Raw genomic sequence first — 25,958 nt, 5'->3', positions numbered from 1 at the left:
TGCGAACGCGTTGCTGAATCTCGACAGGCGGCTTGTGCGCGAGCGCAATCTGTGGATTCTGGTGTTGGGCTCGCTGTTTTCGGTGGGCGGCGACAACGCGTACTTCACCATCTTGAGCTGGTACACGTTGACCGTTACCGGTTCGCAGCTCGCGCTCGGCGCCACCATGACGCTCGCCTCGGTGCCGCGCGTCATCTTCATGCTGGTCGGCGGTGCCATCGCAGACCGGGTCAGCCGCAAGTGGATCATGGGCATTTCCCTCGCTGCCCGTGCAGCCGTCCTGACCGCCTTCGCGCTTCGCATCGCGCTTTTCGGCCCGCGAGCGCCACTCTGGGCCATCGACCTGATGGCCGTATTGTTCGGCGTGATCGACTCGTTCTACTACCCGGCTACCTCGTCCATTGTGCAGACCGCCGTCGAAGAAGAGCACGTGGCTCAGGCGTCGAGCATCGTTCAGACCGTGCAGCAGGCGAGCACGGTAATGGGGCCCATCCTCGCGGCCGTCCTGCTGGCGCAGCGAGACTACGGGTTGATGTTCGTCGTGGTGGCCTTCGTATTTGCTGTCGCGGCCGTGACGGTGTTCTGGCTTCGCCTTCGCGCGCACAGCGGCCTCGCGGAGCCCGTCCAAGGGGTCTCAGCCGTTTTGCGCGACATCGCGGATGGCCTCCGATTTGTGGTGCAGATCCGCCTCCTGCTCATCGTCATGTGCCTGAGTTTGGTGGTGAATCTGTTTTGCATCGGTCCGCTCAGCATCGGGGTGCCGGTGATGATCCGCGGTCGAGGCTGGACGGGCGCGGTGCTCGGCGAATACCAGTCTGCGCTCGGCATTGGGTCCATTGTCGGAGGCGTGATTGTCGCGCTGCTCAAGGGCTTTCAGGGCAAGCTCATTTGGATTGGCATGTGCGGCGCGCTCATGGGTCTGGCCATGGCGACGGTCGGGTACTGGCAGGTGCCCATCAAAGGGATGGCGGCGCTCGGCCTGGTTGGCATCCTCATGAGCATCGTCAACATCCCGTTTCTCGCCTTTTTGCAAAGCAGCATCCCCGAAGAAAAGCTCGGCCGCGTCATGTCGGTCCTCATGCTCGTCAGCGTTGGATTCACGCCGATAAGCTACGCCATGTCCTCGTGGATTCTCCAGCAGGGCGTCGCGCCGGAGTTCCTCCTCTTGGCGTGCGGTGTGGGCGTGGCTGGCGCGTTCGCCGCGCTTTATGCGACGTCCGACTATCGGCACATCGAATCCCACCCGCTTTTGACCAAACAAGCGCTTTCAGGTATGCGAAAGACAGGAAAAATGAAGCAACCGTGAAGCGAACGCCTCACGGTTGCTGTGCTTCCGCGTCGTCAAGCGCTGCGCGGACGCGATTCAGGTGGTCATGGAGTCCGGCCACAGCCTGGAAATTGGACGATCCGCCCGCGCTCTCCACGGCGTTTTCTGCTTGCCTCAGCGCCTCCTCGGCGGACATGAGGCTTGTGCGGTTGGTGTGCGAAAGCGCCTGCTTCGCCGCGCGCTCCGCCTGCGCAATAGCGTTCTGGGCTTCCGTGATGGGTGTCTGCTTTTTCGTGGACTGGATGTCCTTCTTCACCGCCTGCTCCCCCCTCGCTCGCTTAGCATGCCCAGAACGGATACACACACGTCACCCCCTGAGGTCCATCTCGACGGCCAGCGGACCATAAACAAAAGATACAGACTTCTTACATGCGCTTCACAAAAACACAAGCCTTCCTTCAAACCCGCATCTCAAGATGGTCTTGACCCAATATTCGGGCATTCAAGGGGGAGAATTCACGTGAGACGAAGCTGGGTTTTCGGCACCGCATTCGCCGCGATTTTGGCAGGCGCGGGAACCGGTATCGCGCTGGAGCGCGCGCACGCGCAGACCGCGGTTCGCGTGGCACCTGCGGAAGCAGCCAGCACAGACGGCGTGGTTCAGATCACATTTTGGAACGGGCATCCTTCAGGTGCACTGAAGAAGGAAATGCACGCCCTCGTCGACGAGTTTAACGCCACCCATCCCCACATCCACGTCACCGTAGTCGACAAGTACGCGCAGATTCAGCCCGTCACCGCAGCGATGACCGCGGGCGATGCGCCGAACGTGATTATGCCGCACCTCGACGCCGCGCAGCAGTTCGTGTCGGACGGGTACCTCGTGAACCTGACACCGTACATCGACGGGCCGAGCGGTTTCACGAAGGCTCAACTCGCCTCGTTCTTCTATCCCTCTGTTTGGAACAGCCATCGAGCCGGGCAAACAATGATTCTCCCGTTCGAGGAAAACGGGCATATGGTGATCTTCTACAATGCGGAGTTGTTCAAGAAGGCCGGCATCTCGTCGCCTCCTAAGACGTGGCAGCAGGTCGGGGCGGATGCGAGGAAGATCACAGCGCTCGGCGGAAGCATCCACGGCATTGCTTGGACCCCCTCCATGGAGCAGTTTCTGACGATGGTCGCAGACAACGGCGGAAAGATATGGGCGTCCAGCAGCGAGACGCGGTTCGCCCTCAACAACCCGCAGGCCGTCGCCACCCTCTCCTTTTTGCGCGATCTCGTCGCGCATGGAGACATGATCCTCACGCAAAACTACGACTACCAATTGGATTTCGGGACGGGCAACATTGGACTTCTCATCGAATCGTCCGCAGGGTGGAGCTATGACGTGCAGTCGGTGGGCGGCAAGTTCCCCGTTAAAGCTTCGCCGGCGCCCGCTGGCACCTCGGGCCGCGCGTACAACTACGTCGATGGCGACAGCCTCGCCATCCTGAACACGGGAACCAAAGCCCAGCAGGATGCGGCGTGGACGTTCATCCGCTGGCTCGTGAGCCCGGCGGAAAACGCGCAATGGGATCAAGCGGCGAATTACCTTCCCATTGGCCCAGCCGCGGCGGCCCAGCTGAAACCGTACTATGCGTCCCACCCCGACCAGGCGGCCGCTTTCACGAATCCGTCCACCTGGCTCACGGACCCGGCCGCGAACGCCACACAATATTACGCCGCGCTGACCGCCATGCAGACTGAACTGCTGAAGGCACTCAACGGGCAGGAATCGCCGCAACAGGCCATCGCGAATATGAACAACATCGGCAATCAATACCTGAGCGGCGAGCGCAGGAGCTGATGTCCATGTCCGTGACCGACGCGTTTCTTCGCTCGCCGGCGCAGTCCGTCGCCGAGCCTTCCCCCCGCCCATCCCGCCTGCGGGAGGGTCTTCTGGCGGCGTGCCTGCTCGCGCCCGCCTTTGTGTTTCTCGTGGCGTTCGTCTACGCTCCGGCCGTGCTCGCCTTCGCGCTCGCGTTTTTCAACTTTCACCCCGGCGGCACGGCGACCTACGCGGGCCTGAGCAACTTCCATGCGGCCTTGTCCGATCCGCTGTTCTGGCGTTCGATGGCGAACACCGGCTTGTACGCCCTCATGATGGTGCCCTCCACCCTGGTGTTGTCCGTCGCACTGGCCGCACTGCTTCAATCGAATCGGCGGCTCTTCCGGTTCGCGCAGTCTTTGGTGGTGCTCCCGTACATCACCCCGGCCGTCGGCACAGCTATCGGATGGCTCTGGATGTACAATCCAAACTTCGGCATCTTGAACGCACTCTTGCGAGATGTCGGCCTGAGGCCCATCGGATGGTTGAATTCACCCCACTGGGCCATGCCGGCCGTCGTGCTGTATTCACTTTGGCACGGCATTGGGTTTGACGTGCTGATCCTGCTCTCCGCCATGTCTCAGTTGCCGGAAGGCGTGTTGGAATCGGCGCGAATGGACGGCGCAGGGCCATGGACCCGGCTGTTCCGCATCACGCTGCCGCTCATCTCGCCGACGCTTTTTTTCATCGCCGTCATGACCACCATCGGCTCTCTGCAGGCCTTTGCGCAGGTGTACGCACTGAGTCTTTCGAGCGGCGGCCCGGAGAACGCCACGCTGACGGCACTTTTGTACATCTACCAGCAGGCGTTCACGGACGGACAGTTCTCTTACGCCGCCGCCATGGCCGCGATGCTCGTAGTCTGCATCTTTGCAGTCACCGCTCTGACGCGCTGGATCGGTCACCGATTCACGTTTTACCAATGATGTACGAGGAGGATGGACATGCGCACCATCGGACGCGTGTTGCGCGCCGCGTTGGCCTTGGCCCTCGGGCTAGCGTTCCTCTTGCCGATTTACATTGCGTTCGTCACGTCGTTGGACCGACCACAGGACGTGTTTGTCTATCCGCCTCACCTGGTGCCGGATTGGAACTTCTCCGTATGGGTGCAGACGTGGCGCGGGAACACGTGGATGCTCGCCATCCTCAACACGGTCGTCATTGCCCTCGCGACCATCGCTATCGCCCTGACGACAACCGTGCTTTGCGCCTACACGCTCGTCTACATCCCGTTTCGAGGGAAAACCGTGCTGTGGACCGCGCTCCTGGCGGTGCTCATGATCCCGGAACAGGCGCTGCTCATCCCGAACTTCGTGACCATGGCCAAGCTGCACCTGGTGGACACGCGCATCGCCCAGATCATCCCGTATGGCGCGAGCATCTTCGGCGTGTTCCTCTTGCGCCAGCACCTGCTGACGCTGCCGCGGGAGTACCACGACGCGGCGAGGATCGACGGCTGCGGCCATCTGGCGTTCCTGTGGCGCATCGTCGTGCCGTTGTCGAGACCCATTCTGTTCACCATCGCGCTCTACATCTTCATCGGCTGCTGGAACTCCCTGATTTGGCCGCTCATGGTCACCTCGAGTCCTCGGGTTCAGCCCATCGAGGTGTTATTGTCCACCTTTTTGACGCAGGATTCGTCCAACTGGCAAGGTCTGTCCGCCGCCGCGATGTTCGCGACGCTGCCGATGATCGCCCTCTTCGTGCTGTTCCGCAAACCCATCCTACGTGGCCTGTCGAAATCCAGCGGCATCAACGGTTGAATGGGCGGGGGCCGAGACGGCGCCCCCGCGGACCGTTCACGAAATGACCACCCTGCCGCGCTCGCACCACGCCCGGAAACCCCCGTAGACCGTGATGTCCTCGCGCTTCGCCGCACCCGCCTCGCAGACGAAGCCCGTCACCTCCCGCCCGTCGGAAAGCAGGATCTTTCCAAGTGCCAAGGGATGCCGGACTTTTGCATGAACGCTAGCCACGCGCGCCGCGGCAGCTTCCAGAGTTCCAGTTCCACCTCCGCGCCGCCGTCCGCGCGCACGAGCCCGGGCTTCACCGGATCCGTGTCCAGCAGGTAGAGGCGATACAAAGGCGCGGTGCGCGAAACACCGACGAATTCTCCGCCGAGATCGACCAACTCGCCGTTCAGCGGCATGCCTCGCATGTGCAGGCCGCAGACCGCGATGAGTTCCATCTCGTCCTCACGTGTCGCCACATCCTCGTGGGGATCAAGCCACCAGCGCGCCGCGGCCAGAAGCTCGGCCTCCCGTTGTCCAGGGACGTACAACGTGACGCCAAACGGCATTTGTTCATCCGCTTCGCCGCACGGGAGCGACAAGCCGGCCAAGTGAAGCAGGTTCGCGTGATGCGTGTACGCGCCGAGCGCCCGATTGGTGGCAAAGGGTTCCGAGCGCGCCTCGTCCCGCGTCCAGGTGCCGCCGACGGTCGGCATGAAAAGCACAGCGCCGCGCAGTTTCTCCTCCACGGAGCGGCGCAGGTCCAAAAGGCGGTGCTGGGCCCGGAAGAGATCGCTCGCGAGACGATCCCGGCCGGACTCGAGGATGGCTCGGGTCACGGGCAGCACGTCGTCGGGATGGGCCTCAACGAAGGCCCCGAGGCTCGCCCACCGCTCCGCGATCCAGGGGCCCTCGTACAGCATCGCGCTCGCCTCGTCCAGTTCAGGCAGATCCATCTCCACCACCGCGACGCCGGCGTCCTCAAGCTTGGACAGCGCCCTGGCCCACGCGTTGCGATACGCGTCCCCCTTGGTGCCGAACCAGGCGCCGAGCGATTTCGGCACCACCGCGCGATCCGGCGCGCCCTGCGCGGCAGGCGCCGGCGCGATGACCGCCTGCACCCACGCCGCGTCCGCGACGGATCGCGTGAACACGCTCACGCAGTCGATCGTGCGACACGCCGGCACCACGCCGTCATTCGGCCAGCCGCCGACGCGGGGCTTGTAGCCGATGACGCCGTTCAAGGCCGCCGGCACGCGCCCGGAACCCGCCGTGTCGGTCCCGAGCGCAAACGGCACCATGCCGAGCGCCACGGCGACCGCCGATCCACTCGACGATCCGCCGCTCACCCACTCCGGATGGCGCGCATTCGCCACCTCGCCATACGGGCTGCGCGTGCCGATGAGCCCCGTCGCAAATTGATCTAGGTTCGTCTTCCCCACCGGAATGGCCCCCGCGCGGATCAGCCGCTCCACCACCGCCGCGTGCGCCAGCGCCTCGTACGCAAACGCTGGGCAGGCGGCCGTGGTCGGCATGCCGGCGACGTCGATGTTGTCCTTGACCGCAAACGGAATGCCCCAGAGCGGCTTTTGATCCATCTCGTCTGCGCGGAGCGCCTGGAGATACGGCTCAATCCTCTCCCACGAGGGCGGCGTGATCCACACGTTCCACGCGGCGTGCGACTCCGCTGCACGAATGAGTTCGTCGATCACGTCCGCCGGCGTGCGCCGCCCGGTCCGGTATGCGCGCCGAAGCGCCTCCACGGTCGTCATGCTCAAGCCGACACCTCCTCAATGCCCACAATCGGCCCGCCGGGCCGGAGCTCCTGCCCCGGGCGCACGTGCACCGTGCGGACGACGCCGGCGCAGGTGGCCTCCACTGGAAACTCCATCTTCATGCTCTCGATCACGGCGATGGTATCGCCCGGCCGGATGATTTGCCCGGGCTTGACGTGCACCTTCCACACACTTCCCGGCATCTGCGCCCGGAGCACCGTGAGGCCGTCCTCCTCGGGCTCCTCTTCCTCGACCACGGCTTCGCTCGTGTACGCGGCAAGCCCCATGGCCTTCCACCGCTCCAACTCCTCGTGAAACGCCTGCTTTTGCCGCGCCTTGAAAGCCGCCGCGTCGTCTCGAATCTCTTCCAGGAACTTCAGATATGCGCCGAGATCGAACTCCGTCTCTCGAATCTCGATGTCGTAGCGGCCGCGCATGAACTTCTTGCGCATCTCCTCGAGCTCTTCCGGCGTGACCGGGTAGAACTCGACCTGATCGAAGAAGCGCAACAGCCACGGCTTCCCGTCCCGGAACGATCCGGTCTGCCGGAACGTGTTCCAAATCTGCAGCGTGCGGCCAAACAGCTGATACCCGCCGGGGCTCTCCATGCCGTAGATGCACATGTACGATCCGCCGATGCCGACCGCGTTCTCCGGCGTCCACGTGCGCGCCGGGTTGTACTTCGTCGTGACCAGGCGGTGCCTGGGATCGACCGGCGTGGCGGCAGGCGCGCCCAGGTACACGTCGCCGAGCCCCAGCACCAGGTATTTGGCCTCAAAGACGATCCGCTGCACATCTTCGATCCGCTCGAGCCCGTTCACCCGCCGCATGAACTCGATGTTGCTCGGGCACCAAGGCGCGTCGGGGCGGACGTTCTTCTGGTACCGCTCAATCGCGAGCTGCACGGACGGATCGTCGAAGGAAAGGGGCATGCGCACGATGCGCGACGGCACCCTGGCGGTCGACAGATCCGGCACGCTGGCGTCGAGGCGGAGGACGCGGCGCGCCACCTCTTCGCTCGTCATCCGGGAGCGGTCGAAGTGGATCTGCAGGGATCGGATGCCTGGCGTCAGGTCAATCCACGGGATGTCGCCGGCGTTGCGGATGGCGTCCATGAGCAGGTGCACCTGGAACCGATAACGCAAGTCGAGTTCCATGTCGCCGAATTCGACGAGGACGTACTCATCCCCTGCGGCGCGAACACAGACGGGAAATGCGTGCCCCTCGGATTCGCGCGCGAGGTACGCGGCTTCGGCCGCCTCCGCGAAGGACGAAAACGGCATCTCAGGAAGCGGAAGTTGATACGCCTTGCCGAATTGAGCGGGTTCTTGGAGGCATCGCGCCTGCATGGCGTCGAGTTCGCGCGCCTGCGCCAGGCTCACGAGGCGGAACCGCACCGTGTCGCCAGGGCGAAGCTGTCCAATTTTCCACATCTCCGCCGCGGGCGCGGTAACGGGACAGACAAAGCCCCCGAGGCTCGGGCCGTCCTGGCCCAGCAGGACGGCGAGATCGCCCGTGAGATTGAGCGACCCGATGGCGTACGGGTTGTCGTGCAGGTTGGACGGGTGAAGTCCGGCGTCGCCGCCGTCCTCGCGCGCCCACACGGGCGCCGGTCCGCTCAGCCGGATGCCCGTGCGCGAGCTGTTGAAGTGGACGGTCCAGTCGGTGGACGTGAGCATCTCCAGATACGACGGAGGCAAAAACTCGGGCGTGCAGTGCGGCCCGGGCACCACGCCCAGCTCCCAGATGCGCCCGAAGGACGGAGGCTCCACGCCTTCGTCCGCGACCTCGCCCGCCGCGGGCGAGATGCCCACCACGTCTCCGGCGGCGAGCGCTCTCCCGCCGTGCCCGCCAAACCCGCCGAGCGCAAACGTCGAGGCGCTGCCGAGGACAGGAGCGACGTCGAAACCACCCTGCACGCACAGATACGCGCGCAGACCAGCTGCCGACTCTCCGAAGCGGAGGACCTGCCGCCGGCGCGCGAGCACCGGTCGATAGCGCGGCACCGGTTGGCCGTCGAGCGTGGCCCCCATGTCCGCGCCGGTCAGGCAGATCCAGACGTCATCGCGAAACGCGTACGATCCGCCCCGGAGCGTCAGCTCCAGCGCAGGCGCGCCTTCCGGGTTGCCGAGCAGGCGGTTGCCGATGCGCATGGACAGTGCGTCCATCGGCCCCGACGGAGGCACACCCACGTCCCACAGGCCGAGCCGCCCTGGAAGGTCTTGAATCGTCGTCTGCAGGCCGCCGTCCAGTACCTCAATCGCGCGCTCCGGCGCCTCAAATCCCTCCAGCCACTTGGTATACACGTCGCCCGACGCGAACACGTCCGAGTTCGCGATGGCGCGCAGGTAGCGGAGGTTGTTCTGCAGGCCGTACACCCGCGCCTCGGCGAGCGCGTCGCGCAGCGCCTGCACCGCCGCATCGCGCGAAGCTTTGCGCACGATGATCTTCGCGAGCAGCGGATCGTAATAGGGGCTGACGGCCACCCCCTTGTCGATCCACGTCTCCACGCGCGCGCCACTGGGCCACACCACGCCGTCCACCCTGCCGGCGCATGGGCGAAACTCGCGGCCCGGATCCTCCGCGTACACGCGCACCTGAATGCTGTGGCCCGAGGGCGCAGGCAGTCGCGCCTCCAGGTCTGTGAGCTTCCCCGCCGCCTCCCGGATCATCCACTCGACGAGATCGAGCCCGTACACCTCTTCCGTGACGCCGTGTTCGACCTGCAGGCGGGTGTTGACCTCGAGAAAGTAGAACGAGTCGGACGACGGATCGTACAAAAACTCCACGGTTCCGGCGCTCCGATAGCCCACGGCGCGCGCCACGGACAGCGCGGCCTCGTGCAGGCGCCGGCGCGTCTCATCGGAGAGCACGTGCGCCGGGCACTCCTCCACCACCTTCTGGTTGCGCCGCTGCAGCGTGCAGTCGCGCTCGCCGATGGCCACGAGCTCGCCCTGGCGATTGCCGAAGATCTGCACCTCGATGTGGCGGGCGCGCGGCACGTACTTCTCCACAAACACGCCGTCGTCGCGGAAGTGCTGACCCGCCAGTCGCCGAACGCTCTCGAAGGCGTCCGCGAGCGCGTCTTCGCGCTCCACCACGCGCATGCCGATGCCTCCGCCGCCCGCCGTGCTCTTCAGGATGACCGGATAGCCAATGTCGGCACACACGCGGCGGAGTTCTTCAAGGTCGCGGACGAGATCGGTCCCCGGCAAGAGCGGAACGCCCGCCCGCCGCGCCACGTCGCGCGCGACGTGCTTGTAGCCGAACTTCTCAATCTGCTCGGGATCCGGACCGATAAACACCAGCCCGCGCTCGGCGCACTGCCGGGCAAACGCCGCGTTTTCGCTCAGAAAGCCGTAGCCGGGATGAATGGCGTCCGCGCCCGACCGAAGTGCCGCGTCGAGGATCTTCTCCGCGTTGACGTACGAGTCGTGGACCGGTCCCTCGCCAATCCAGAGGGCCTCGTCGGCGAGATCGACGTGCAGGCTGTCCTCGTCCGCCGTGGTGTACACGGCCACCGATGCAATGCCCATCTTCTTGAGTGTGCGTATGATGCGGACCGCGATGGCGCCGCGGTTGGCGATCAACACTTTGCGAAACATCGGCATCCCCCTCGCTGACCGAATGGACTCCTCTTAGACCCCGCGCCGCCAGATGACAATCTCGACCGGCGTGGGGTTGTATGCGTTGCACGGGTTGTTGAGTTGCGGGCAGTTGCTCATGAGCACAATGACCCGGCTCATCGCCTCCAGCTCCACGTAGCGGCCCGGGCCCGAGATGCCGTCCGCGAACTCCAGCCCGCCGTCGGGCCTCACTGGGACGTTCATGAAGAAGTTCACGTTCGGGGCGAGATCGCGCTTCGCGAGGCGCGGCTCGTGCATGGCAATCTGCAGCATGAAGGTGTCGCGGCAGTTGTGCATGTGCACCTTGTCGTGGCCGTAGCGCACGGTGTTGCTCTGGGCCGAACACGCGCCGCCCAGCGTGTCGTGCCGGCCGCAGGTGTCTTCGACAATCCGCACGAGCGGCCGTCCGGACTCGGTGAGGAGCACAGCCCCAGTGGTGAGGTAGATGTTGCCCTGCGCCGCGATGGTCTTCGCAGCGCTGTAGTGGTCGTAGGGGCGATCCGCGTCGAAAAACAGCGTGTCGACGGCCTGGTTGCCCTCGAGATCCACAATGCGCAGCACATCGCCCAGCTGGAGCGTGCACATAAACCCTTCTCCACTCGGCAGGACCAGCCGGGTGTCGGCTGCGACCAGGTCGCGATCGCGATCAAACGCAAGAGATGGCATACACATCCTCCTTGTTCAGCGCAAGAGCGCGTATTGCCACACGGTGTTTTCCATCGCTCTGCGCGCCTCGTCCGTCTTGAGGCGCGGATCCCGCGGATCCGTCGGTTCGTCCTGGTAGACCGAGAGGGTGAGCGGCACGGACGGATACGGCCTGCGCGGGTCGAGCGGGTGCGGCGTGTTGCTCACGATGGCGATCACGTCCATCTCCATGCGCAGCCCGATTTCGCTCCCCTTCGGGGCAAACTCCGAGACGAAGTGCATGCGGCCGGATTCGTCGCACCACACCTTGGAGAACAGGTTCACGGGAGGGACGAGATCGCCCGCGTCCAAGCCGTTTCGCACGAGCTCCTTCACGGCGTTCTCGTAGCCGGAGCGAAGCATGGCGTTCCGGTGGCGCTGGAAGTTGGTCTCGCCATAGCGCTTATCCACGTCCGCCCTCGTCTGCACGCCGGAGAGCGGATCGTGCCAGCCGACCGTGTCGTGCACGACGGTCGCCATCGCGCGCCCCTCGTCGCTCATCAGCACGTCGAACAGCGAGATCTTCGCGGTGTGCTGGGCCTTGAGTGTGTCTGGCACGTTCAGGCGCTCCGCGGGGTGATCCGCCCGGTAGAGCCACAGTGCCGCATTTGCGCCCGGGCCTTCGGCGCGCACCACGAGTCGCTTGCCTCGGCCGATGCGCATGGAAAAGCGGCCGCCCGCCGGGATGGAGAGCGTGTAGAGCGGGGTGAACGACGAAAGAGCCATGGACATGTGCAGATGACCTCCTTCGTGAATGGGCATGGACGGTGGACTCGGACTGGCGTCAGCCGCTGACGGCGTCCTCCTGCCATTCGGCCTCGCCGTCCGCAGCCTGGCGCGATCGCCAAACCCAGCGCGACAGCGCGTAGCACGCGAGGGAAGCCGCCGCGAGCACGGCCTCGCCGAGCAGGTATTGCGCCTCCTGCGTGACGATGGCGAAGGCGGTGAACAAGGTCACCACCGCGGGCGCGATGGGCCATGCAGGCATTCGATAGGGACGGGGGTCATGCCGGAACTTCACCCGGCTCCAGATGGCGGCCAGGCCGATGAAGAAGTACACGACGGTCGTGACCGTGCCGGAGAAGATGATGAGCCAGTTCAATTGGCTCATGAATAGCAGCACGGCGGTCGGCAGCCCAAGCAGGAGCACACAGAGCCCTGGCGCCTTGAAGCGGTTCACCTGTCCCACGCGTCGATTCGCCCATCGCCACCACAGGCCGTCGCGCCCGGTGGTGTAAAACACGCGGCCGAAGTACATGAAGTAGACCAGCATGGAGTTGAACAGCGCGACGCACACCCCGATATCCAGAACAATCCGGAAATTCGGGCCGAGGGACGATTTGACCGCATAGATGACGGGACTCGCGGCGCCGAAGAACGCCTTCAAGTTGGGCGCGGTGACCACGGCCGAGGTGAGCGGGACGACAATGGCAACGGCGGCCGTCGTGGCAGCGGTGATGACAGCGCGTGCGAGCTTTTTCGGCCCACCCACCAGTTCCTCAGCAAACCCGAGCGTCGCGTCGTAACCGTTGATGATGTTAAAGGCCGGCGCGAGACTCGCCGCCATCATCGCGATGGTCACGGGCCGCAGTGCGCTGCCATCCAGATACACAGGGTGAAACGTCACCGCCCAGAGCGACTGATGCGGGTGGATCCAGGCAGCCACCGTGACCGTCGACAGCACGAGCAGTTCCACGAACACCATGGCCATGGTCACGTACGCGCCGAGTTCCACGCGGACGACGCCAATCGCCACGGCGACGGCCACGGAGACGAGCGCAATCATCGGCTCCGACAGCGGCACATGAGGAAAGAGGTCCTTGACGAACTGGCCGATCCCGAGCGCGATGCTCGCCGGCAGGATGACGCCCTGAATCAGGTAATTGAACAGGGTCACGAAGGCGAGGGGCGCTGGCAGCACGAAACGAACCAGCGAGTACATGCCGCCCGCCACCGGAAACATGGACCCCAATTCCGCCAGGCACATGGAGATGAGAATGACGACGACGCCCAGAATGACGTCGGCCCCGATGGCAAAGGTGCCGCCGATGGAAAACACGCCGGACGTCAGGAGCAAGACCGCCATCGTCAGCGACACGTTGGCGATGGCGAGCCCCACCACGTCACGCAGACTGAGTTTCCGGCTCAACTGCTGTCGATAGCCCAGATGTTCCAGGCGCGCGGCCTCGACAAAAGCCACGGAATCCTCCACAGATAGCCCTCCTCGCATATGTGAGTTTTTCTTCCGTATCGTCGAATCAGGGTACGAAAAAGGGACAAAAACCCAAGAAAGCAGGACCTCCCGGGCTTTTATCCCTCCGTGCGGCTCTCGAGCGCTCGAGAGCTGGCCTCTCTCGGACCAGACCCGGCCTTGCCGGCGGAACCCTAGAGACCTTGTGTCACTATCTATATCACGATCTCTCGGAAACTTCAACAGACTCGGCGTGATTTTCAGAAAAATTGTTAAGTAATATTACACACACAAAGCTGCAACCGCTTTCTTTCTATGTACATGTACCTGTATGGGTATTTGACTTTCGCCGCGCAGGAGGGCAAGCTTGGAGAGAGGTGATGTGTGTGCTGTCACTCAATCCGGAAGCGATGACACCGCTCGAGTGCTACAAGTTCCTCATCGGCACCGTGATTCCGCGGCCCATCGCGTTTGTGACGACGCTCTCGAAGGAAGGCGTGCTGAACGCGGCCCCGTTCAGCTTTTTCAACGTCGTCACGTCCGATCCGCCGATGGTCTCGGTATCCGTGCAGCGCCAAGGCGGGAAGCCGAAAGACACGGCGCGCAACGCCATGGACCGAGGCGCGTTCGTCGTCCACATCGTAAGCGAACCCTACGTCGAGCCCGTCAATCAAACGGCGGCGACGCTGCCGCCGGATCAGAGCGAAGTGGAACTGGCCGGGCTCACGCCCATCGCAAGCGACGCCGTCGAAGTCCCTGGGGTGCGCGAGGCGCGCGTGCGAATGGAATGCGTCCTCGAGCAGGCACTTCCCCTGGGAGGCCGCGGCAGCGTTCCAGCCTGCGACCTGCTCATCGGCCGCGTCGTCCGCTTCCACGTCGACGAATCGCTGTATCACGAAGGGCGGATTGATCCGCATCAACTGGCCCCCGTCGCCCGGCTCGCCGGCAACGATTACGGTCTGCTCGGCCGGGTGTTCACGCTCGAGCGGCCCAAGTGAGCGGTTCGCCCAGATACGAAAAGGCCCGGGCTCCTGAAGACAGGAACCCGGGCCTTTTCACGTCCGCATGACGTCCGCGACGATTTCGAAGGATCGCAGGCGAGCGGCGTGATCGTAAATCTGAGACGTGACAATGACCTCGTCCGCCTTCGTCGCCTCGACGAACGCGCGGAGGCGGTTCCGCACCGTGTCCGGCCCGCCGACGATGGCGAGGCGCCCGCGCGTCTGGAGGACCTGCCACTCGTACGGCGAGCACAGATCCTGCACGCGCTCCACAGGCGGCTTGAGGCGCGACGGCTTGCCGCGGATGAGCGAAAGCTGCTGAAGCTGCGAGGAAGTCGCGAGAAAGCGCGCTTCCTCGTCCGTCGGCGCCGCCACCACCGCCGCGCCGACCATCACGTACGGCTCCTTCAGCCACTGCGAGGGACGGAAGTTCGCCCGGTACGTCTCGAGGGCAATCATCAGGTAATCTGGCGCGAAGTGGCTCGCGTACGCGAACGGCAGGCCAAGTTCCGCCGCGAGCCGCGCGCTGAAGTCGCTTGAGCCCAAGAGCCAGATGGGAATATCCATCCCTTCGCCGGGCACGGCGTGCACCCGGCGCGCCTCGTCCTCCGGCGGATGGAAATACCGCATAAGCTCCGCGAGGCGCTCGGGAAAATCGTGCCCGTGGCGGTCCGGATCGCCGCCGAGCGCCCGGATGGTTGGGGCGTCGGTGCCGGGCGCCCGGCCGAGGCCGAGGTCGATCCGGCCGGGAAACATCGACGCGAGCGTCCCGAACTGCTCCGCCACCACGAGCGGCGCGTGGTTCGGGAGCATGACCCCGCCCGAGCCGACGCGAATCGTCCGCGTGTGCTGCGCCAGATAGGCAATCACGACGGCCGTGGCGGAGCTCGCGATGCCCGGCATGCTATGGTGCTCCGCCACCCAGAATCGCCGGTAGCCGAGCCGCTCCGCGTGCTGCGCCAGTTCCGCGCTCCTTCGAAACGCCTCCTCAGGCGTACTTCCTTCCGTGATGGGGACGAGATCGAGCACAGACAGCGCCGTCTCGCCCTTGGTCAAACCCCAGTCCATTGAGCAGGCCTCCTCCCGGTTCCAAGCGGGCGCAATCGGCCCAACGCCATTATACCCCCGGAGGCAGACCGTGCCGAAACGGCGTCAGCTGACAGGCTGAGACAGGCTTGCGCGCATGCGCTGTGCCGCGTCCACCATGTTCCGCAGCGCAGCCACGGTCTCGGGCTCACCGCGCGTCTTCAGACCGCAGTCCGGATTTACCCACAGCTGCTCGGGGCGAATCACGCTCGCCGCCTTGCGCAACAATTCCACCATCTCGTCGACCGATGGGACGCGCGGGCTGTGGATGTCGTACACGCCCGGGCCGATGTCGTTCTCGTAGCGGAAGTGCTCAAACGCCTTCAGGAGCTCCATGTGCGATCTCGACGTCTCAATCGAGATGACGTCCGCATCCATGGCCTGAATGGCCGGCATGATGTCGTTGAACTCCGCGTAGCACATGTGCGTGTGAATCTGCGTCTCGTCGCACACTCCGGAGGATGCGATGCGGAAGCACTCCACGGCCCAGTCGAGATACGCCTCCCAGTCCGCGCGCCGGAGCGGCAATCCCTCGCGCAGCGCGGGCTCGTCAATCTGGATCATGCCGATGCCCGCCGCTTCCAGATCCAGCACTTCGTCGCGGATGGCGAGCGCAATTTGCCGGCACGTCTCCGCGCGCGGAATGTCGTCGCGCACGAACGACCACTGCAGGATGGTCACTGGCCCCGTCAGCATGCCCTTCACGGGCTTTTCGGTGAGCGACTGCGCATACGTGCTCCAGCGGACCGTCATGGGCGCGGGCCGCGCCACGTCGCCGTAGATGATGGGCGGCTTCACGCAGCGGGAACCGTAGCTCTGCACCCACCCGTGCTTCGTGAACACGAAGCCGTCGAGCATCTCGCCGAAGTACTCGACCATGTCCGTTCGCTCGAACTCCCCGTGCACGAGCACGTCGAGCCCGATCTCTTCCTGAATGTCGATCCACCGCCGGATTTCGCTCCGAAGGTACGCCTCGTACTCGTCCGTCGTCCACTCGCCCTTGCGCCACTTCGCGCGAGCGTCTCGCACCGCTTGCGTCTGCGGAAACGAGCCGATGGTCGTGGTGGGCAGCATCGGAAGCTTGAACCGCGCCGCCTGCTTTTCCTTTCTCACCGCGTGCGGGGACTGGCGCTCGAGCTTCCAGGTCTTGACCTCGTCGAGCCGAGCGCGCACGTCCTCGCGGTTCAACCTCGCCGACGCCCGCCTGGACGCGAGAAGCGCGCGATTGGCCTCCAGTTGCGCCTCGACGGCCGACCGCCCTTCGTCAAGCGCCCGCTTCAATAGCGCGATCTCGTCCAACTTCTGCAGCGCAAACGCGAGCCACGACTTGATCTCCGGATCCATGTCCGTCTCGAGTTCCACGTCCCACGGCACGTGCAGGAGCGAACACGAGGGCGCGATCATCACGTGCTCCGCGCCAGCCAGGTGCACGCCCTGCTCCAGGTGCGCGTAGGCGGTGTCGAGATCGGCCCGCCAGACGTTGCGCCCATCAATGACGCCGAGCGACAGGCTCCGCCCCTTTGGCCACCCGAGCGCATGAACCTGTTGAAGCGCGTCTGGACCACGGACGAGATCCAGATGCAAGCCCTCGACGGGGAGCTCGAGCGCTATGGACAGGTTGTCCCCCAGCGAGCCGAAATACGTCGCCAAGAGGATATTCGGACGAGCTACCTTCGCCAGCGCGGCGTATGCGTCCACGAACGCCTGGCGCTCGGCGTCGCTGAGATCCAGCACGAGCGCGGGCTCGTCCAGCTGCACCCACGCGGCCCCCGCCTCGTGCAGAGACGCAAGCCACGCCTCGTACGCCGGGATGAGGTTGGGGAGAAGCGACAGCGGATTGGCCTCCCCGCCCACCACCTTCGAGAGCCTGAGGAAAGTGATGGGGCCCACGAGCTGAGGCACCGTCTCCATCCCCAGCGCCTTCGCCTCCAGATATTCGTTGAGCGGCTTGTTCACGCCGAGCGTGAACACCTGCTTAGGCTCGAGCTCCGGCACCAGGTAGTGATAGTTGGTATCGAACCACTTCGTCATCTCGAGCGCGGTGGCGTCCTGCGTGCCGCGCGCCATAGCAAAATATTGTTGAAGCGATCCCGACGGCAATGCGCGGAACCGCTCTGGAACGGCCTGAAACAGACAAGCTGCGTCCAGGACGTGATCGTAGAAGGAAAAATCGTTCGCGACGATCCACTCGACGCCGCGGTCCTTCTGCACCTGCCAGCGCAGTTTTCGCAGTTCCGCGGCACGGGACGTGAGCTCGTCCTCCGCAATTTTACCCTGCCAAAACTGTTCCACCATCCGCTTGAGCTCGCGGCGAGGCCCCATGCGGGGAAATCCGATTGAGGCGGTGATGGTCAAGTTGCCCTCTCCTCCTTCGCAGAATCAAAGTGGCGACGTGGTTGGCAACAGGCCCTGATACACACAAGCGGCGCCCGGATGCTCGTCCGGGCGTCGCCATGTGCCGACGCCATCTCTACGTGGCGCTACTATAGCATCGCTTGCAAACTTTCGCAATTGTATTCCTTGCCTGAAGCGAGGTCGCGCGTTACGGCTGGGCCTGTGAGGCGCTCGGCAGCAACGCCTGAAGCAATCGGATCCCAATGGGGCTCCCGAGCCCCGTGCACGGATCCCATCCCGGCCCCGCATGATAGATCCTCGCCCGGTTGGCGATGTCGTTGTTGCCCTCGGTGATGTCGTGAAACACCTCCGGAGGCAACTGGTAGAGCGTCGGGTTCAAATAGCCGACTGGCTTGCCGAGCTTCTGGTTGATGCGGGCCACCAGCGCGGCGAAAAGCGGCGCCACGGCGCTCGTCCCGCCGATGACCGTAGTCTCGCCGTCGATCACGACCTCGTACCCCGTGGCCGGATCGGCATTGCCAGCCACATCCGGCACGCCGCGGCCGCTGCCAGCGCCCGGATTCGCCGAAGGAGGCACGTTCGCGCGCTCCTGCCACGAGGGCAGCGGAAAGATGCGGCTCACGCCGCCGCCCGTCGATCCGCCATCCGGGCCGTCGTTCCAGACGGTCTCGTGCTCGATGCGGCCCCCGCTCGCCACGAGCCGCGTTCCGCCGCAGGCCAGCACGTACGGCGACGCCGCGGGAAAGTCGACGTGGTACAGGCCGTCCTGCTCGCCGTCCGTCGATCCGCTGTCGCCTGCCGCAGCGAGGACGGTCACCCCCAGCGCGGCCGCGTCCAGAAACGCGCGGTTCATCGCCGCGATGGAAGCCGGCGCCCAACTGTCCTCAGGGCCGCCCCAGCTGATGGACACGATGGACGGCTTGTGCGTCGGATCGTGAACGGCGGTCGTAATGGCGTCGAGGAAGCCGGCGTCCGTGTTCGGCGCGAAATACACGGCAATCTTCGCGCCCGGGGCGAGCGCTCCCGCCACTTCGATATCGAGCTCGACCTCGCCGTCCGGGCCATTCGGATCGCCCGTGGGCTGATTGGTGGCGCCGTCCACCGACACGCTCACCACCTGCGGCGCGGACACACCAAGCGATGCGAAGTACTGCGCGAGAGATGTCTCGTCGTAGCCGCCGCCCAATTCGATGATGGCGATGCACTGTCCCTGTCCGTCGAGCCCCTCGGGAAATTGGTACGCCTGCGCGACGTCGAGCGGCGTGTACGCGGTCGGCGCCGCGGCCTGCGACCTCGCCTCAAACGCGCCCTCGTCGCGCCGTCGCAGCCGAAAGTGGGGCCGCGCCACCGGGCGCGTGTCGAGGCCAAGCACGGCTTCAATCAGAGGCGCGATGGAAGCCGGCACACGCACGTCGCCGACGTAGCTTCGATAGGATCCGTCTGGATGATCGAAATGGCGCAACTCGACCCCAAACGCTTGGTTAACGGCGTCCACCGGGCCGCTCAGCACCGCGGTGCCCGCAGCCACGTGGGCGCGATCGAGCGTGAGCCCGTGCGCTTCCGCGAACTTTCGAATCTCCGCAAAGTCGTCGAGCGAAGCGCCGTGCGAAGCGGCAAACGCTTCTCGCTCCAGATGCACTCGCGCGTGAGGTGCGAGCGCGGCCTGGCGTTCCACATGCGCCTCGAGTTCATCGCCTCGTTGGCGGCGCAGCACGACCGTAACGAAAATCCGCTGGTCCCCGGTCACCGGTCCCTTATCGACAGCCTGCGGCGCCTGCCTGCGAGCGTGTCCCGCGAGGACCTCGCGCTTCTCCTCTTCCTTCCAAGGCTTCTCCATGTCGCTCATCGCCTTCCACTCCATTCTCCTAGTCGGATGGGCATGCAGGGCTTCAGGCTTCGCTCTTCTCAGTATAGCACGGCTGGAGGAAAAGTTGTGGATTTTACGCAAGATTTAGGCATCTGCGGTCGGCTGCGCGGAGCCTGCGTCTCCCCTGCTGTCCTACATGCAGCCGGGTGCTCACGGCGTGGACGGGCGGCCTGGGCGCTCGGCCACAATTCCGTAGTGGACGTCGTTCGGAAAAATGCGATGAAGGATCTCAAAACCGGCCGTGCGAAGCGCCTCCTCACACGCGTGGATCGACAAACGCTCCTCGACGGGTGGCCCCATCTCCATGGGACGCTTGTCCCATTCGAGCAGCAGGAATCTCCCGCCTGGGCGAAGCACGCGATACACCTCGCGGAGCGCCGCCGCTTGGTCCGGCACTTCGTGGAGGACGAAGGCCATGAGGGCGCGATGGACGGACTCGTCGGGCAACGGAAGCTGATCGGCCGTCGCTTCAAGGACCTGCACATGGTCAAGTCCCGCCTGTCGCGCACGCTCGCTCAGCATGGCGAGCATCTCCGGCGACAAATCGACAGCGTACACCGTCCCCTGCGTGCGGCGCGCCAGCGGCAGGGCAAAAAAGCCGGGCCCCGCGCCGATGTCGACGACATCCTCTTGTCCGTCCATCTTCATCGCATCGATGATCCGATCCGGCGGCAGCAGCCGCTCGCGCTCTTCACCCACGAGGCGCGCAGCGTGCTCAGGTCGAAACACGTGAGGCATGTGATTTCCTCCCTCCCGGGCATCCGCGACACCAGGGTAGCTTGCTTTGTACCCCGAGCGTCGCGCACACCGCGCCGTTTGTCAAGTTCTACATGCCCCGATGCCCCGGATGGTATACTGGCAATAACTCGCGAGGAGGTGCGCTTTCATGCGGTGGAAGGTGCTTGGAGCAGTCGTCTTCGCGGTTCTCATCGTCGTCTTCACGCTCGCCAATTCGACGGACGTCTCGGTCAACTTCGTCTTCACTCAGGCGCGCGTCAACCTGGTGCTCGTCATCCTCCTGTCGGTGCTGCTCGGCATGATCCTGATGGCCATCCTCTGGTCCATCCACGCCTGGCGCCTGCGCGGTGAAATCCGGTCACGAGAGCGAAGAATCGCCGAACTCGAGTCGAGCGTTGCACGCCAAGGCAACTCGGCGACTGGGCACGGGGGCGCCGAACAGAGCGGCACATCGAGGGAACCGGAACCGCCTCACCTGTAGAGCGGACGCAAGACTGCCCCAAGGTCTCACGACTCGTACGTGAGCTCCTGCCCGGACCAGAGCGTCACTTCGCCACCTGTCTCCTTGCCATCCATGGCGATAGACAGGCGCCCGGTTGCCTCTCCCGCCTGCGCGGACACGGGCAACACCACGATACCTCTCTTCGGGCGATACGCGTGTCCCTGCCACAAGACTTCCGCGCGGGCGGGGAGGCCGCGCAGAAGGACACCGCCTGCTTGCACGGCGGCGAAACGCCGGTACTGCACCGCGTACGGCGTGTTCTTTTCCTGAACCTCCAGGTACGCGTCAAATGGCGGCGCAATCTGCATGTGGAGTGTGTCGGATGCGTACACCTCCACGCCGTTGATCCAGGCGCGATACGCCGTGGAGCCATTCGTCCAAATCACCAGGTGATACATTCCGCCTTGAGGTTGAACTGCGCTCTCGGGAATCTTTTTCAGAATCACGCTGTGCGCGTTTTTCTCGTATCCGTAGGCGTAGCCAATCTCCCACGTTGAACGAAGATGACCGCGGACGCGCGTCGTCACGAGGGACACAAACACGTAGTTGATGAGCCCCGTCTGGTCCGTCGTCGCCGTCTGCACGGCAAACACCAACTCTCCCACGCCCGACGTAACCGCGGGCGGAGAAACAGCCCAGGTGTGCGCATACCATCCTGCCGGGAACGGATCCCTCGTCGTGAGGAAATAGCCGCGGAAGTCCGGCGTAGCAGCTCGCACGCCCACCGTCAGCAACCCTCCGCGCACGCGGACGAAACCGAGTTTCGCGCCCGCGCTGCCGTTCGCCTCCCACTGATAATAGGGAGGTACGAGCCAGGAGGTCGAGCCCTGGATCTGGTGTGGCGCCTGCGAGTCTTGATCAAATTCGGTGACTACCGACGAAACGACCGGAACGAGCGAGCCGGCCGGGCCGCGCACAAGCGGCGTCATGGTCTGCGGGCGCCGCTCAACCCAAACGCCCCATGCGGCGACCGCGAGCGAGATGACCAGCGTGATTGCCAAAAAGACGCGCTCCAAGGGGCGATAGTGCAATCGCCCGCTGCGCGAAGTTTCAATAGCTGGCATACAGTTGCACATCTCCCCTTCGCGCGGTTCGGATCCCTACGATGACCGTGACCGCCGAAAACACGAAGATGGCGGTCACCATGCCGTAGACGGCGTAGGCATCGCTGCCATTCACCGCCACGGCCGCCACCAGGCCGCCGAAGAGCGTGCCGGCCCACACCGCGAGGGCAGACGCGAAACGCACGCCCCAGAAGAACAGGAACTGGCTCGCGAACAGCCCAACGGGCAGAATGCCATACGTGAGGGCCGCGAGGTGCAGCGCCCATTGATACGGCGGACCGGCCACCAGAATGGGCGCGATGAGCGTAGCCGGCAGGTGCAAAAGGACGGGGGGAGCCGCGAACCCCACCGCGATGCCGATGATGGAAAGCAGTACGACGCGCGTGATAAAGAAGCGAAGCAGCGTGCGATGAAACCCTTCAGCCTCAGTGACGCGATAGCGCCTCATCCACCCAAGGAATCGATCCGAGAGCTCGGTCATGAAGTAGAAAACGAACCCCATCATAGGAAACAGCTCGAGCGTGGCAAGATCCGTCGTCAGTTCGTACGTCGGCGGATAGACGTAATGGTGCACGCCCTGCAGCGCGCCGAAGTGCACACCTGCCACGATGCGGTCCACAAACAGCATAGAGAAATAGCCCGTCCCGTACAGCGCATACGGCCAGAGTTGACGCCACACTGGCAGAAACCTTGGAATCTGCACGCGTACAGGGGCACGGCGCACGTCGCGATCGTGCGGGCCGTCGCCGATTTCCTCGGGAAGGAGCCTGCGAAGCTGGCGCCGCGATCGCAACACGGCGTATGAGTACACGCCGATGAGCGCGCCTGCGCCGGCAATCACCAGTCCAAGGATCTGCGCCTGTTGAACGGCCTGGCCGAAATACGCGCCGCTGTTCACGCGCTCGATGTTCCATATGGCGAACCAGGTGATGACGAGCGCGACGGCCGTGGTCACGGCGAGCCCGAGGATGCGCCGCAGGAGATAGAGCGGCGCCAGCGCAATCTGAAAGACGTAGATGGCGAGCGCATATTCGAGAAAGAGGTTTCCGTACGCTGGGCCGTATGCCGGCGCAATGGCGAACCGGAAGACGAGCGCAATGACGAGCGCGGACACGGCTGAACCGTGCACAATGGCGCGCGTCGAAATCCAGCGGAAGAGGATCCAGTTGTTCTGGCCCAGGTAAAACAGCGCGCGTTGAGCGAACACCTGCGAGACGGCGCCGGCGCACACCGTCGCCGTGAAAAACGCGAGGCTGACCGCCGTCGCGACCTCCTGTGAGGCGGAGAGCGACGACCAAAGCGCCACGCGCGTGATGAAGAGCATCAACACGCTCATCATCCACGGCGCCGTGTAGCCGACCCCGCGGAAGTACTGTTCCGCCGCCTTCCGAAACCAGCCGATGGGACTCGGTTTCTCAATCTCCTCGGGCGTCTGGTACAACGGAATCCGTTCCCAAACCGCTTCGGCGAGGTCGAACACATCGCGAAAGCCGAGGGCCTGGGCCGCCTCGTTCCCATAGCCGCTGTCCTCGAGGTGAACCGCCACCTCGAGGACGTTGCGCGGATGGGGTTGTCGACTCACCACGAGGTACGCGAGCGAGTGCAGCTGCTGGATCTCGTCCTCGCCCGACCCTTCAAACGGTCTCTCGATCTCGGCGCTCATGCCCACGCTCCCCTTCGCTCGCCCAAGCGTTGTACCACGCCCGATACCGTTCCAGAAACCGATCAAGTGTAAATTCCGCCAGCATGCGTTCTCGCCCTAGGCGCCCGAGCGCCGCCAGTTGGCCGCGGTTTGCCGCCAGCCGCGTGATGGCATCTGCCAGCTCCCGAGGTCGACGCGGCGGCACGAGGATTCCGTACGGCGGCTGGACAATCTCGCTCATCCCGCCGACGTTGGTCGCCACGATGGGCCGTCCCGCCATGACCGCCTCCACAGCGGCATAAGGAAAACCCTCGGACGAGCTCGACATGACCGCGATATCTCCGCTGTTGAGGGCGCCGTTCACGTCGTCCGTCGGCCCGGCGAAGCGAACGACGTTCTCCAGCCGGTACGCTCGGACGAGATCGCGGCAAGAGGCCTCATAAGCCTGGTCCGGCGCGGGCCCGTAGATGGTGAGTGTGATGCCTGCGAGCTCAGGATGGTTCCCCTGGATCTCATAAAGACTACGCATGGCGCGGATGGCGGTGTGAATGTCTTTCAGCGGATCGATGCGCGCGATCATCACGAGGCGAAGCGGCTGGTTCCCTGATCCGGGATTGCGCGTGATATGAAACGCACGCGGATCGACGCCATTCGGAATGGGATGAATCCGCTCAGGGGGAACGCCGAGCTTTTGTTCCCACAGCGCGTTGAATTTCGCCACCGGCGCGACGCTGTCCGCGGCTTGATACACTAAGCGCACCACTAGGCCGTAGAGACTCGAGAGGAAATAGCGGTAGGGCGCAGCCCTCTCCATCCTCCCGATGGACAACAGCCGCTCGCGGTAATACACCCCATGCTCAGTGACGAGCAGTGGCCTGTGATACCGCTCTTTGGCCATCATGAGCGGCAGCGCACAGAAGGCGGCCGCGGACGCGTGGTAGATGCGAGCTTCTGGAACCGGGAAGGCGAGCGGCGCCAAGTATCGGTACAGGAGCTTGCCGATATCGACCGCCTCGAACAAGTTGAGGTGGCGAAACAGAGGATGCTCCGAGAGGCGGGATCGCAGGATATCCCAGGTCTTCGCGTGTCGAAGCGCGTATTTCATGTTTCCGCGCTCCGCGAACGCCGCCATCACCCGAAGCGCCTCCAGCGCTTCGTCCAGCCGAGCCTCGGCTGCACGAAGGCAGGCCGTCAGAAACGCCTCGTAGGCTGGAAGAAAGTCGCGCTGAAACGATTTGCGCACTCCGAGGTTCCACGACATCTGCGGATTCCACGAAAATTCTTCGTGGCAATCCGTCCCCCATAGCGGCACCATGAGAAGGCGATCCACGTTTTCCGGCAGCGCGTAGCGCGGCGTCCCGCCAGGATTTGCGACCACTGCGTAGACGGTGAAGCGCTGATCGGCAAGCCCGCGGATCAGCCGATCCGCCCACGCGCTCACACCGCCAAGCGTGTAGGGATACGTGCCTTCGGTGGCCAGCAACACGTCCGACACAGGCGCCTTGCGCGACCTCACTGGCGTCCCTCCGCGGTCAGTTCACGCAGCATCCGGTGCAGCCGCCGCTCCAGTTCCAACATGCGGCGCTCCGCCTCCACCATCTGCGCGTGGATCTCGCCAATTTCGTCCAGCACCTCAGTCGCCCAACTCGCCTCCATGCGGCGCGGCACCTGAGCAGGCTCGTTCCACGAGGCATCTTGGCCCGTCCCCAGATCCCGTCCGTGCCATCCGGTCGCGGCAGAGCCAACATGGGCGCCATCCGATCTCTCGAAGGCGACTGCGCCTGTCAAGCGCGTTTCCACTTCCCGTAGGCCGTGCGCGAGATGATCTCGCGCTTCACCTCGCGGCAGTTCATTCTCTTCCGTTCCTGTCGGCACCTCGCGGAGGGAACCGATATCCGCGCCAAGCCTCGCATCGTGCGCCCCGATGGCTCCCTGTTGCGGCGCTGCGTCCAAGGGCTCGACCGCGCCCATCCCGAAACCGGCGCGAGCATCGGACGGTCCCTCTTGCCCTTCTTCCACAGCCGTGGCGACCGCCTCCGACATAGGCTCCTCCAAGGCTACCTCGACCGTCTTGGCTCGCGTCACGCTTTTGGAGGAAAGGTCCAGGTTTTCAACTGCGAGAAAACATTGAGCCGCCAGAAGCGAGTACTCGCGGATATGCTGGGCGGGCTGATCCGGCAGCTCGCTCGCGCGCAAGAATTCCCGCCCAGCCAACCGCATGTAGTGGTCGAAGTCGTCCATCCGTCCGAGGCGTCGCGCGCAGAGCGCCGCCTGGCGGTATGCGACCCCGGCCCGCTGCGGCACCTTCCCCTCGAGCGATCTCGCCTCTTCCAAAAACGCGTTCAGCGCTTCGCTGTATTCTCCCATCGCATAGAGCTCCATGCCTTGATGGAAGCTCAGTGCGGATTGTTCGACCACACACTCACCCCGCGCTTCAAGATGAAGTTTCACCATCGTGAACGCACCGTGGTATCGCGGTTACTTCGCGATTCCTTTGTGCACGAACGAACCCCTTAGCGCCATGATCATACGGTACACCAAGGGGTAACGCAATGGGTTC

General features: G+C 64.4%; 19 protein-coding genes, 1 pseudogene and 1 riboswitch. Of the genes and pseudogenes, 6 read left to right on the top strand and 14 right to left on the bottom strand.

Annotated features, from left to right (window positions below; translation table 11 throughout):
* Positions 1 to 10: 10 nt before the first annotated feature.
* The gene (locus TC41_RS03455) at positions 11 to 1,306 is read left to right on the top strand and encodes an MFS transporter (RefSeq protein WP_014463610.1); all 1,296 of its coding nucleotides are present in this window, start codon (positions 11 to 13) and stop codon (positions 1,304 to 1,306) included.
* A 10-nt stretch (positions 1,307 to 1,316) separates the two neighbouring features.
* On the opposite strand, the gene TC41_RS03450 is transcribed toward TC41_RS03455, so the two are convergent.
* On the bottom strand, positions 1,317 to 1,583 hold the full coding sequence (locus TC41_RS03450; protein ID WP_014463609.1) for a hypothetical protein: 267 nt from the start codon (positions 1,581 to 1,583) through the stop codon (positions 1,317 to 1,319).
* Positions 1,584 to 1,787: 204 nt separating this feature from the next.
* Between TC41_RS03450 and TC41_RS03445 the strand changes: the two genes are divergently transcribed.
* Genes TC41_RS03445 through TC41_RS03435 form a run of 3 tightly spaced genes read left to right on the top strand, consistent with a single transcriptional unit; the run spans position 1,788 to position 4,900 of the window.
* The gene (locus TC41_RS03445; protein WP_014463608.1) at positions 1,788 to 3,116 is read left to right on the top strand and encodes an ABC transporter substrate-binding protein; all 1,329 of its coding nucleotides are present in this window, start codon (positions 1,788 to 1,790) and stop codon (positions 3,114 to 3,116) included.
* Between the two features lie 5 nt (positions 3,117 to 3,121).
* Positions 3,122 to 4,063 (top strand): carbohydrate ABC transporter permease, encoded by a 942-nt coding sequence (locus TC41_RS03440; RefSeq protein ID WP_148260113.1) that lies wholly within the window; start codon positions 3,122 to 3,124, stop codon positions 4,061 to 4,063.
* A gap of 18 nt (positions 4,064 to 4,081) precedes the next feature.
* Positions 4,082 to 4,900 (top strand): carbohydrate ABC transporter permease, encoded by an 819-nt coding sequence (locus tag TC41_RS03435; protein WP_148260112.1) that lies wholly within the window; start codon positions 4,082 to 4,084, stop codon positions 4,898 to 4,900.
* A gap of 36 nt (positions 4,901 to 4,936) precedes the next feature.
* Here the strand turns inward: TC41_RS03435 and atzF are convergent.
* The 5 genes and pseudogenes from atzF to TC41_RS03410 form a co-directional block, all read right to left on the bottom strand.
* Positions 4,937 to 6,639, bottom strand: a pseudogene (atzF, locus tag TC41_RS03430) (allophanate hydrolase).
* A gap of 2 nt (positions 6,640 to 6,641) precedes the next feature.
* Positions 6,642 to 10,247: an urea carboxylase gene (uca, locus tag TC41_RS03425; RefSeq protein WP_041694975.1), complete on the bottom strand. Its 3,606-nt coding sequence runs from the start codon at positions 10,245 to 10,247 to the stop codon at positions 6,642 to 6,644.
* Positions 10,248 to 10,280: 33 nt separating this feature from the next.
* Positions 10,281 to 10,934 carry an urea amidolyase associated protein UAAP2 gene (locus TC41_RS03420; RefSeq protein WP_014463602.1) on the bottom strand — a complete coding sequence of 218 codons (654 nt, stop codon included), beginning with the start codon at positions 10,932 to 10,934 and terminating at the stop codon, positions 10,281 to 10,283.
* 15 nt (positions 10,935 to 10,949) lie between these two features.
* Entirely contained in the window at positions 10,950 to 11,684 is a 735-nt protein-coding gene (locus TC41_RS03415; RefSeq protein WP_041694974.1) for an urea amidolyase associated protein UAAP1, read from the bottom strand.
* A gap of 52 nt (positions 11,685 to 11,736) precedes the next feature.
* Positions 11,737 to 13,164: an APC family permease gene (locus TC41_RS03410; RefSeq protein ID WP_014463600.1), complete on the bottom strand. Its 1,428-nt coding sequence runs from the start codon at positions 13,162 to 13,164 to the stop codon at positions 11,737 to 11,739.
* Between the two features lie 85 nt (positions 13,165 to 13,249).
* A riboswitch (guanidine-I (ykkC/yxkD leader) is annotated at positions 13,250 to 13,352 on the bottom strand.
* Between the two features lie 177 nt (positions 13,353 to 13,529).
* On the opposite strand from TC41_RS03410, the gene TC41_RS03405 reads away from it, so the two are divergent.
* Positions 13,530 to 14,141, top strand: a complete 612-nt coding sequence (locus TC41_RS03405) for a flavin reductase family protein (RefSeq protein WP_041695678.1) — start codon at positions 13,530 to 13,532, stop codon at positions 14,139 to 14,141.
* A 57-nt stretch (positions 14,142 to 14,198) separates the two neighbouring features.
* On the opposite strand, the gene TC41_RS03400 is transcribed toward TC41_RS03405, so the two are convergent.
* The 4 genes from TC41_RS03400 to TC41_RS03385 form a co-directional block, all read right to left on the bottom strand.
* Positions 14,199 to 15,212 carry an LLM class flavin-dependent oxidoreductase gene (locus TC41_RS03400; RefSeq protein ID WP_014463598.1) on the bottom strand — a complete coding sequence of 338 codons (1,014 nt, stop codon included), beginning with the start codon at positions 15,210 to 15,212 and terminating at the stop codon, positions 14,199 to 14,201.
* Between the two features lie 84 nt (positions 15,213 to 15,296).
* Complete coding sequence (gene metE / locus TC41_RS03395) at positions 15,297 to 17,585, bottom strand: 5-methyltetrahydropteroyltriglutamate--homocysteine S-methyltransferase (protein WP_014463597.1); 2,289 nt, start codon at positions 17,583 to 17,585, stop codon at positions 15,297 to 15,299.
* A gap of 187 nt (positions 17,586 to 17,772) precedes the next feature.
* Positions 17,773 to 19,431, bottom strand: a complete 1,659-nt coding sequence (locus TC41_RS03390; RefSeq protein WP_041695677.1) for a S53 family peptidase — start codon at positions 19,429 to 19,431, stop codon at positions 17,773 to 17,775.
* Positions 19,432 to 19,602: 171 nt separating this feature from the next.
* Entirely contained in the window at positions 19,603 to 20,190 is a 588-nt protein-coding gene (locus tag TC41_RS03385; protein WP_014463595.1) for a class I SAM-dependent methyltransferase, read from the bottom strand.
* 148 nt (positions 20,191 to 20,338) lie between these two features.
* Between TC41_RS03385 and TC41_RS03380 the strand changes: the two genes are divergently transcribed.
* Entirely contained in the window at positions 20,339 to 20,671 is a 333-nt protein-coding gene (locus TC41_RS03380; protein ID WP_014463594.1) for a lipopolysaccharide assembly protein LapA domain-containing protein, read from the top strand.
* 26 nt (positions 20,672 to 20,697) lie between these two features.
* Here the strand turns inward: TC41_RS03380 and TC41_RS03375 are convergent, their stop codons facing one another.
* Genes TC41_RS03375 through TC41_RS03360 form a run of 4 tightly spaced genes read right to left on the bottom strand, consistent with a single transcriptional unit; the run spans position 20,698 to position 25,765 of the window.
* Positions 20,698 to 21,756 carry a hypothetical protein gene (locus TC41_RS03375; protein WP_014463593.1) on the bottom strand — a complete coding sequence of 353 codons (1,059 nt, stop codon included), beginning with the start codon at positions 21,754 to 21,756 and terminating at the stop codon, positions 20,698 to 20,700.
* On the bottom strand, positions 21,743 to 23,419 hold the full coding sequence (locus TC41_RS03370; RefSeq protein WP_041695675.1) for a hypothetical protein: 1,677 nt from the start codon (positions 23,417 to 23,419) through the stop codon (positions 21,743 to 21,745). Before TC41_RS03370 ends, TC41_RS03375 begins: the two co-directional genes overlap by 14 nt.
* Entirely contained in the window at positions 23,391 to 24,914 is a 1,524-nt protein-coding gene (gene pelF, locus TC41_RS03365) for a GT4 family glycosyltransferase PelF (protein ID WP_148260111.1), read from the bottom strand. The genes TC41_RS03370 and pelF overlap by 29 nt, the downstream gene beginning before the upstream one ends.
* Complete coding sequence (locus TC41_RS03360; RefSeq protein WP_237700022.1) at positions 24,911 to 25,765, bottom strand: hypothetical protein; 855 nt, start codon at positions 25,763 to 25,765, stop codon at positions 24,911 to 24,913. The genes pelF and TC41_RS03360 overlap by 4 nt, the downstream gene beginning before the upstream one ends.
* Between the last annotated feature and the right edge of the window lie 193 nt (positions 25,766 to 25,958).

This window comes from Alicyclobacillus acidocaldarius subsp. acidocaldarius Tc-4-1, from assembly GCF_000219875.1.
Classification (GTDB): Bacteria; Bacillota; Bacilli; order Alicyclobacillales; family Alicyclobacillaceae; genus Alicyclobacillus; species Alicyclobacillus acidocaldarius_A.
Note: the sequence above shows the minus strand (reverse complement) of the source record. Positions and strands in the feature narration are given on the sequence as shown.

Coding starts and splice junctions, on each gene's coding strand:
- TC41_RS03375 (WP_014463593.1), bottom strand. CDS start 21,756: ATGCCAGCTATTGAAACTTCGCGCAGCGGGCGATTGCACTATCGCCCC.
- TC41_RS03360 (WP_237700022.1), bottom strand. CDS start 25,765: ATGGGAGAATACAGCGAAGCGCTGAACGCGTTTTTGGAAGAGGCGAGA.
- TC41_RS03370 (WP_041695675.1), bottom strand. CDS start 23,419: ATGAGCGCCGAGATCGAGAGACCGTTTGAAGGGTCGGGCGAGGACGAG.
- TC41_RS03415 (WP_041694974.1), bottom strand. CDS start 11,684: ATGTCCATGGCTCTTTCGTCGTTCACCCCGCTCTACACGCTCTCCATC.
- TC41_RS03435 (WP_148260112.1), top strand. CDS start 4,082: ATGCGCACCATCGGACGCGTGTTGCGCGCCGCGTTGGCCTTGGCCCTC.
- TC41_RS03400 (WP_014463598.1), bottom strand. CDS start 15,212: ATGGACTGGGGTTTGACCAAGGGCGAGACGGCGCTGTCTGTGCTCGAT.
- TC41_RS03390 (WP_041695677.1), bottom strand. CDS start 19,431: ATGAGCGACATGGAGAAGCCTTGGAAGGAAGAGGAGAAGCGCGAGGTC.
- uca (WP_041694975.1), bottom strand. CDS start 10,247: ATGTTTCGCAAAGTGTTGATCGCCAACCGCGGCGCCATCGCGGTCCGC.
- TC41_RS03380 (WP_014463594.1), top strand. CDS start 20,339: ATGCGGTGGAAGGTGCTTGGAGCAGTCGTCTTCGCGGTTCTCATCGTC.
- TC41_RS03385 (WP_014463595.1), bottom strand. CDS start 20,190: ATGCCTCACGTGTTTCGACCTGAGCACGCTGCGCGCCTCGTGGGTGAA.
- TC41_RS03440 (WP_148260113.1), top strand. CDS start 3,122: ATGTCCGTGACCGACGCGTTTCTTCGCTCGCCGGCGCAGTCCGTCGCC.
- TC41_RS03420 (WP_014463602.1), bottom strand. CDS start 10,934: ATGCCATCTCTTGCGTTTGATCGCGATCGCGACCTGGTCGCAGCCGAC.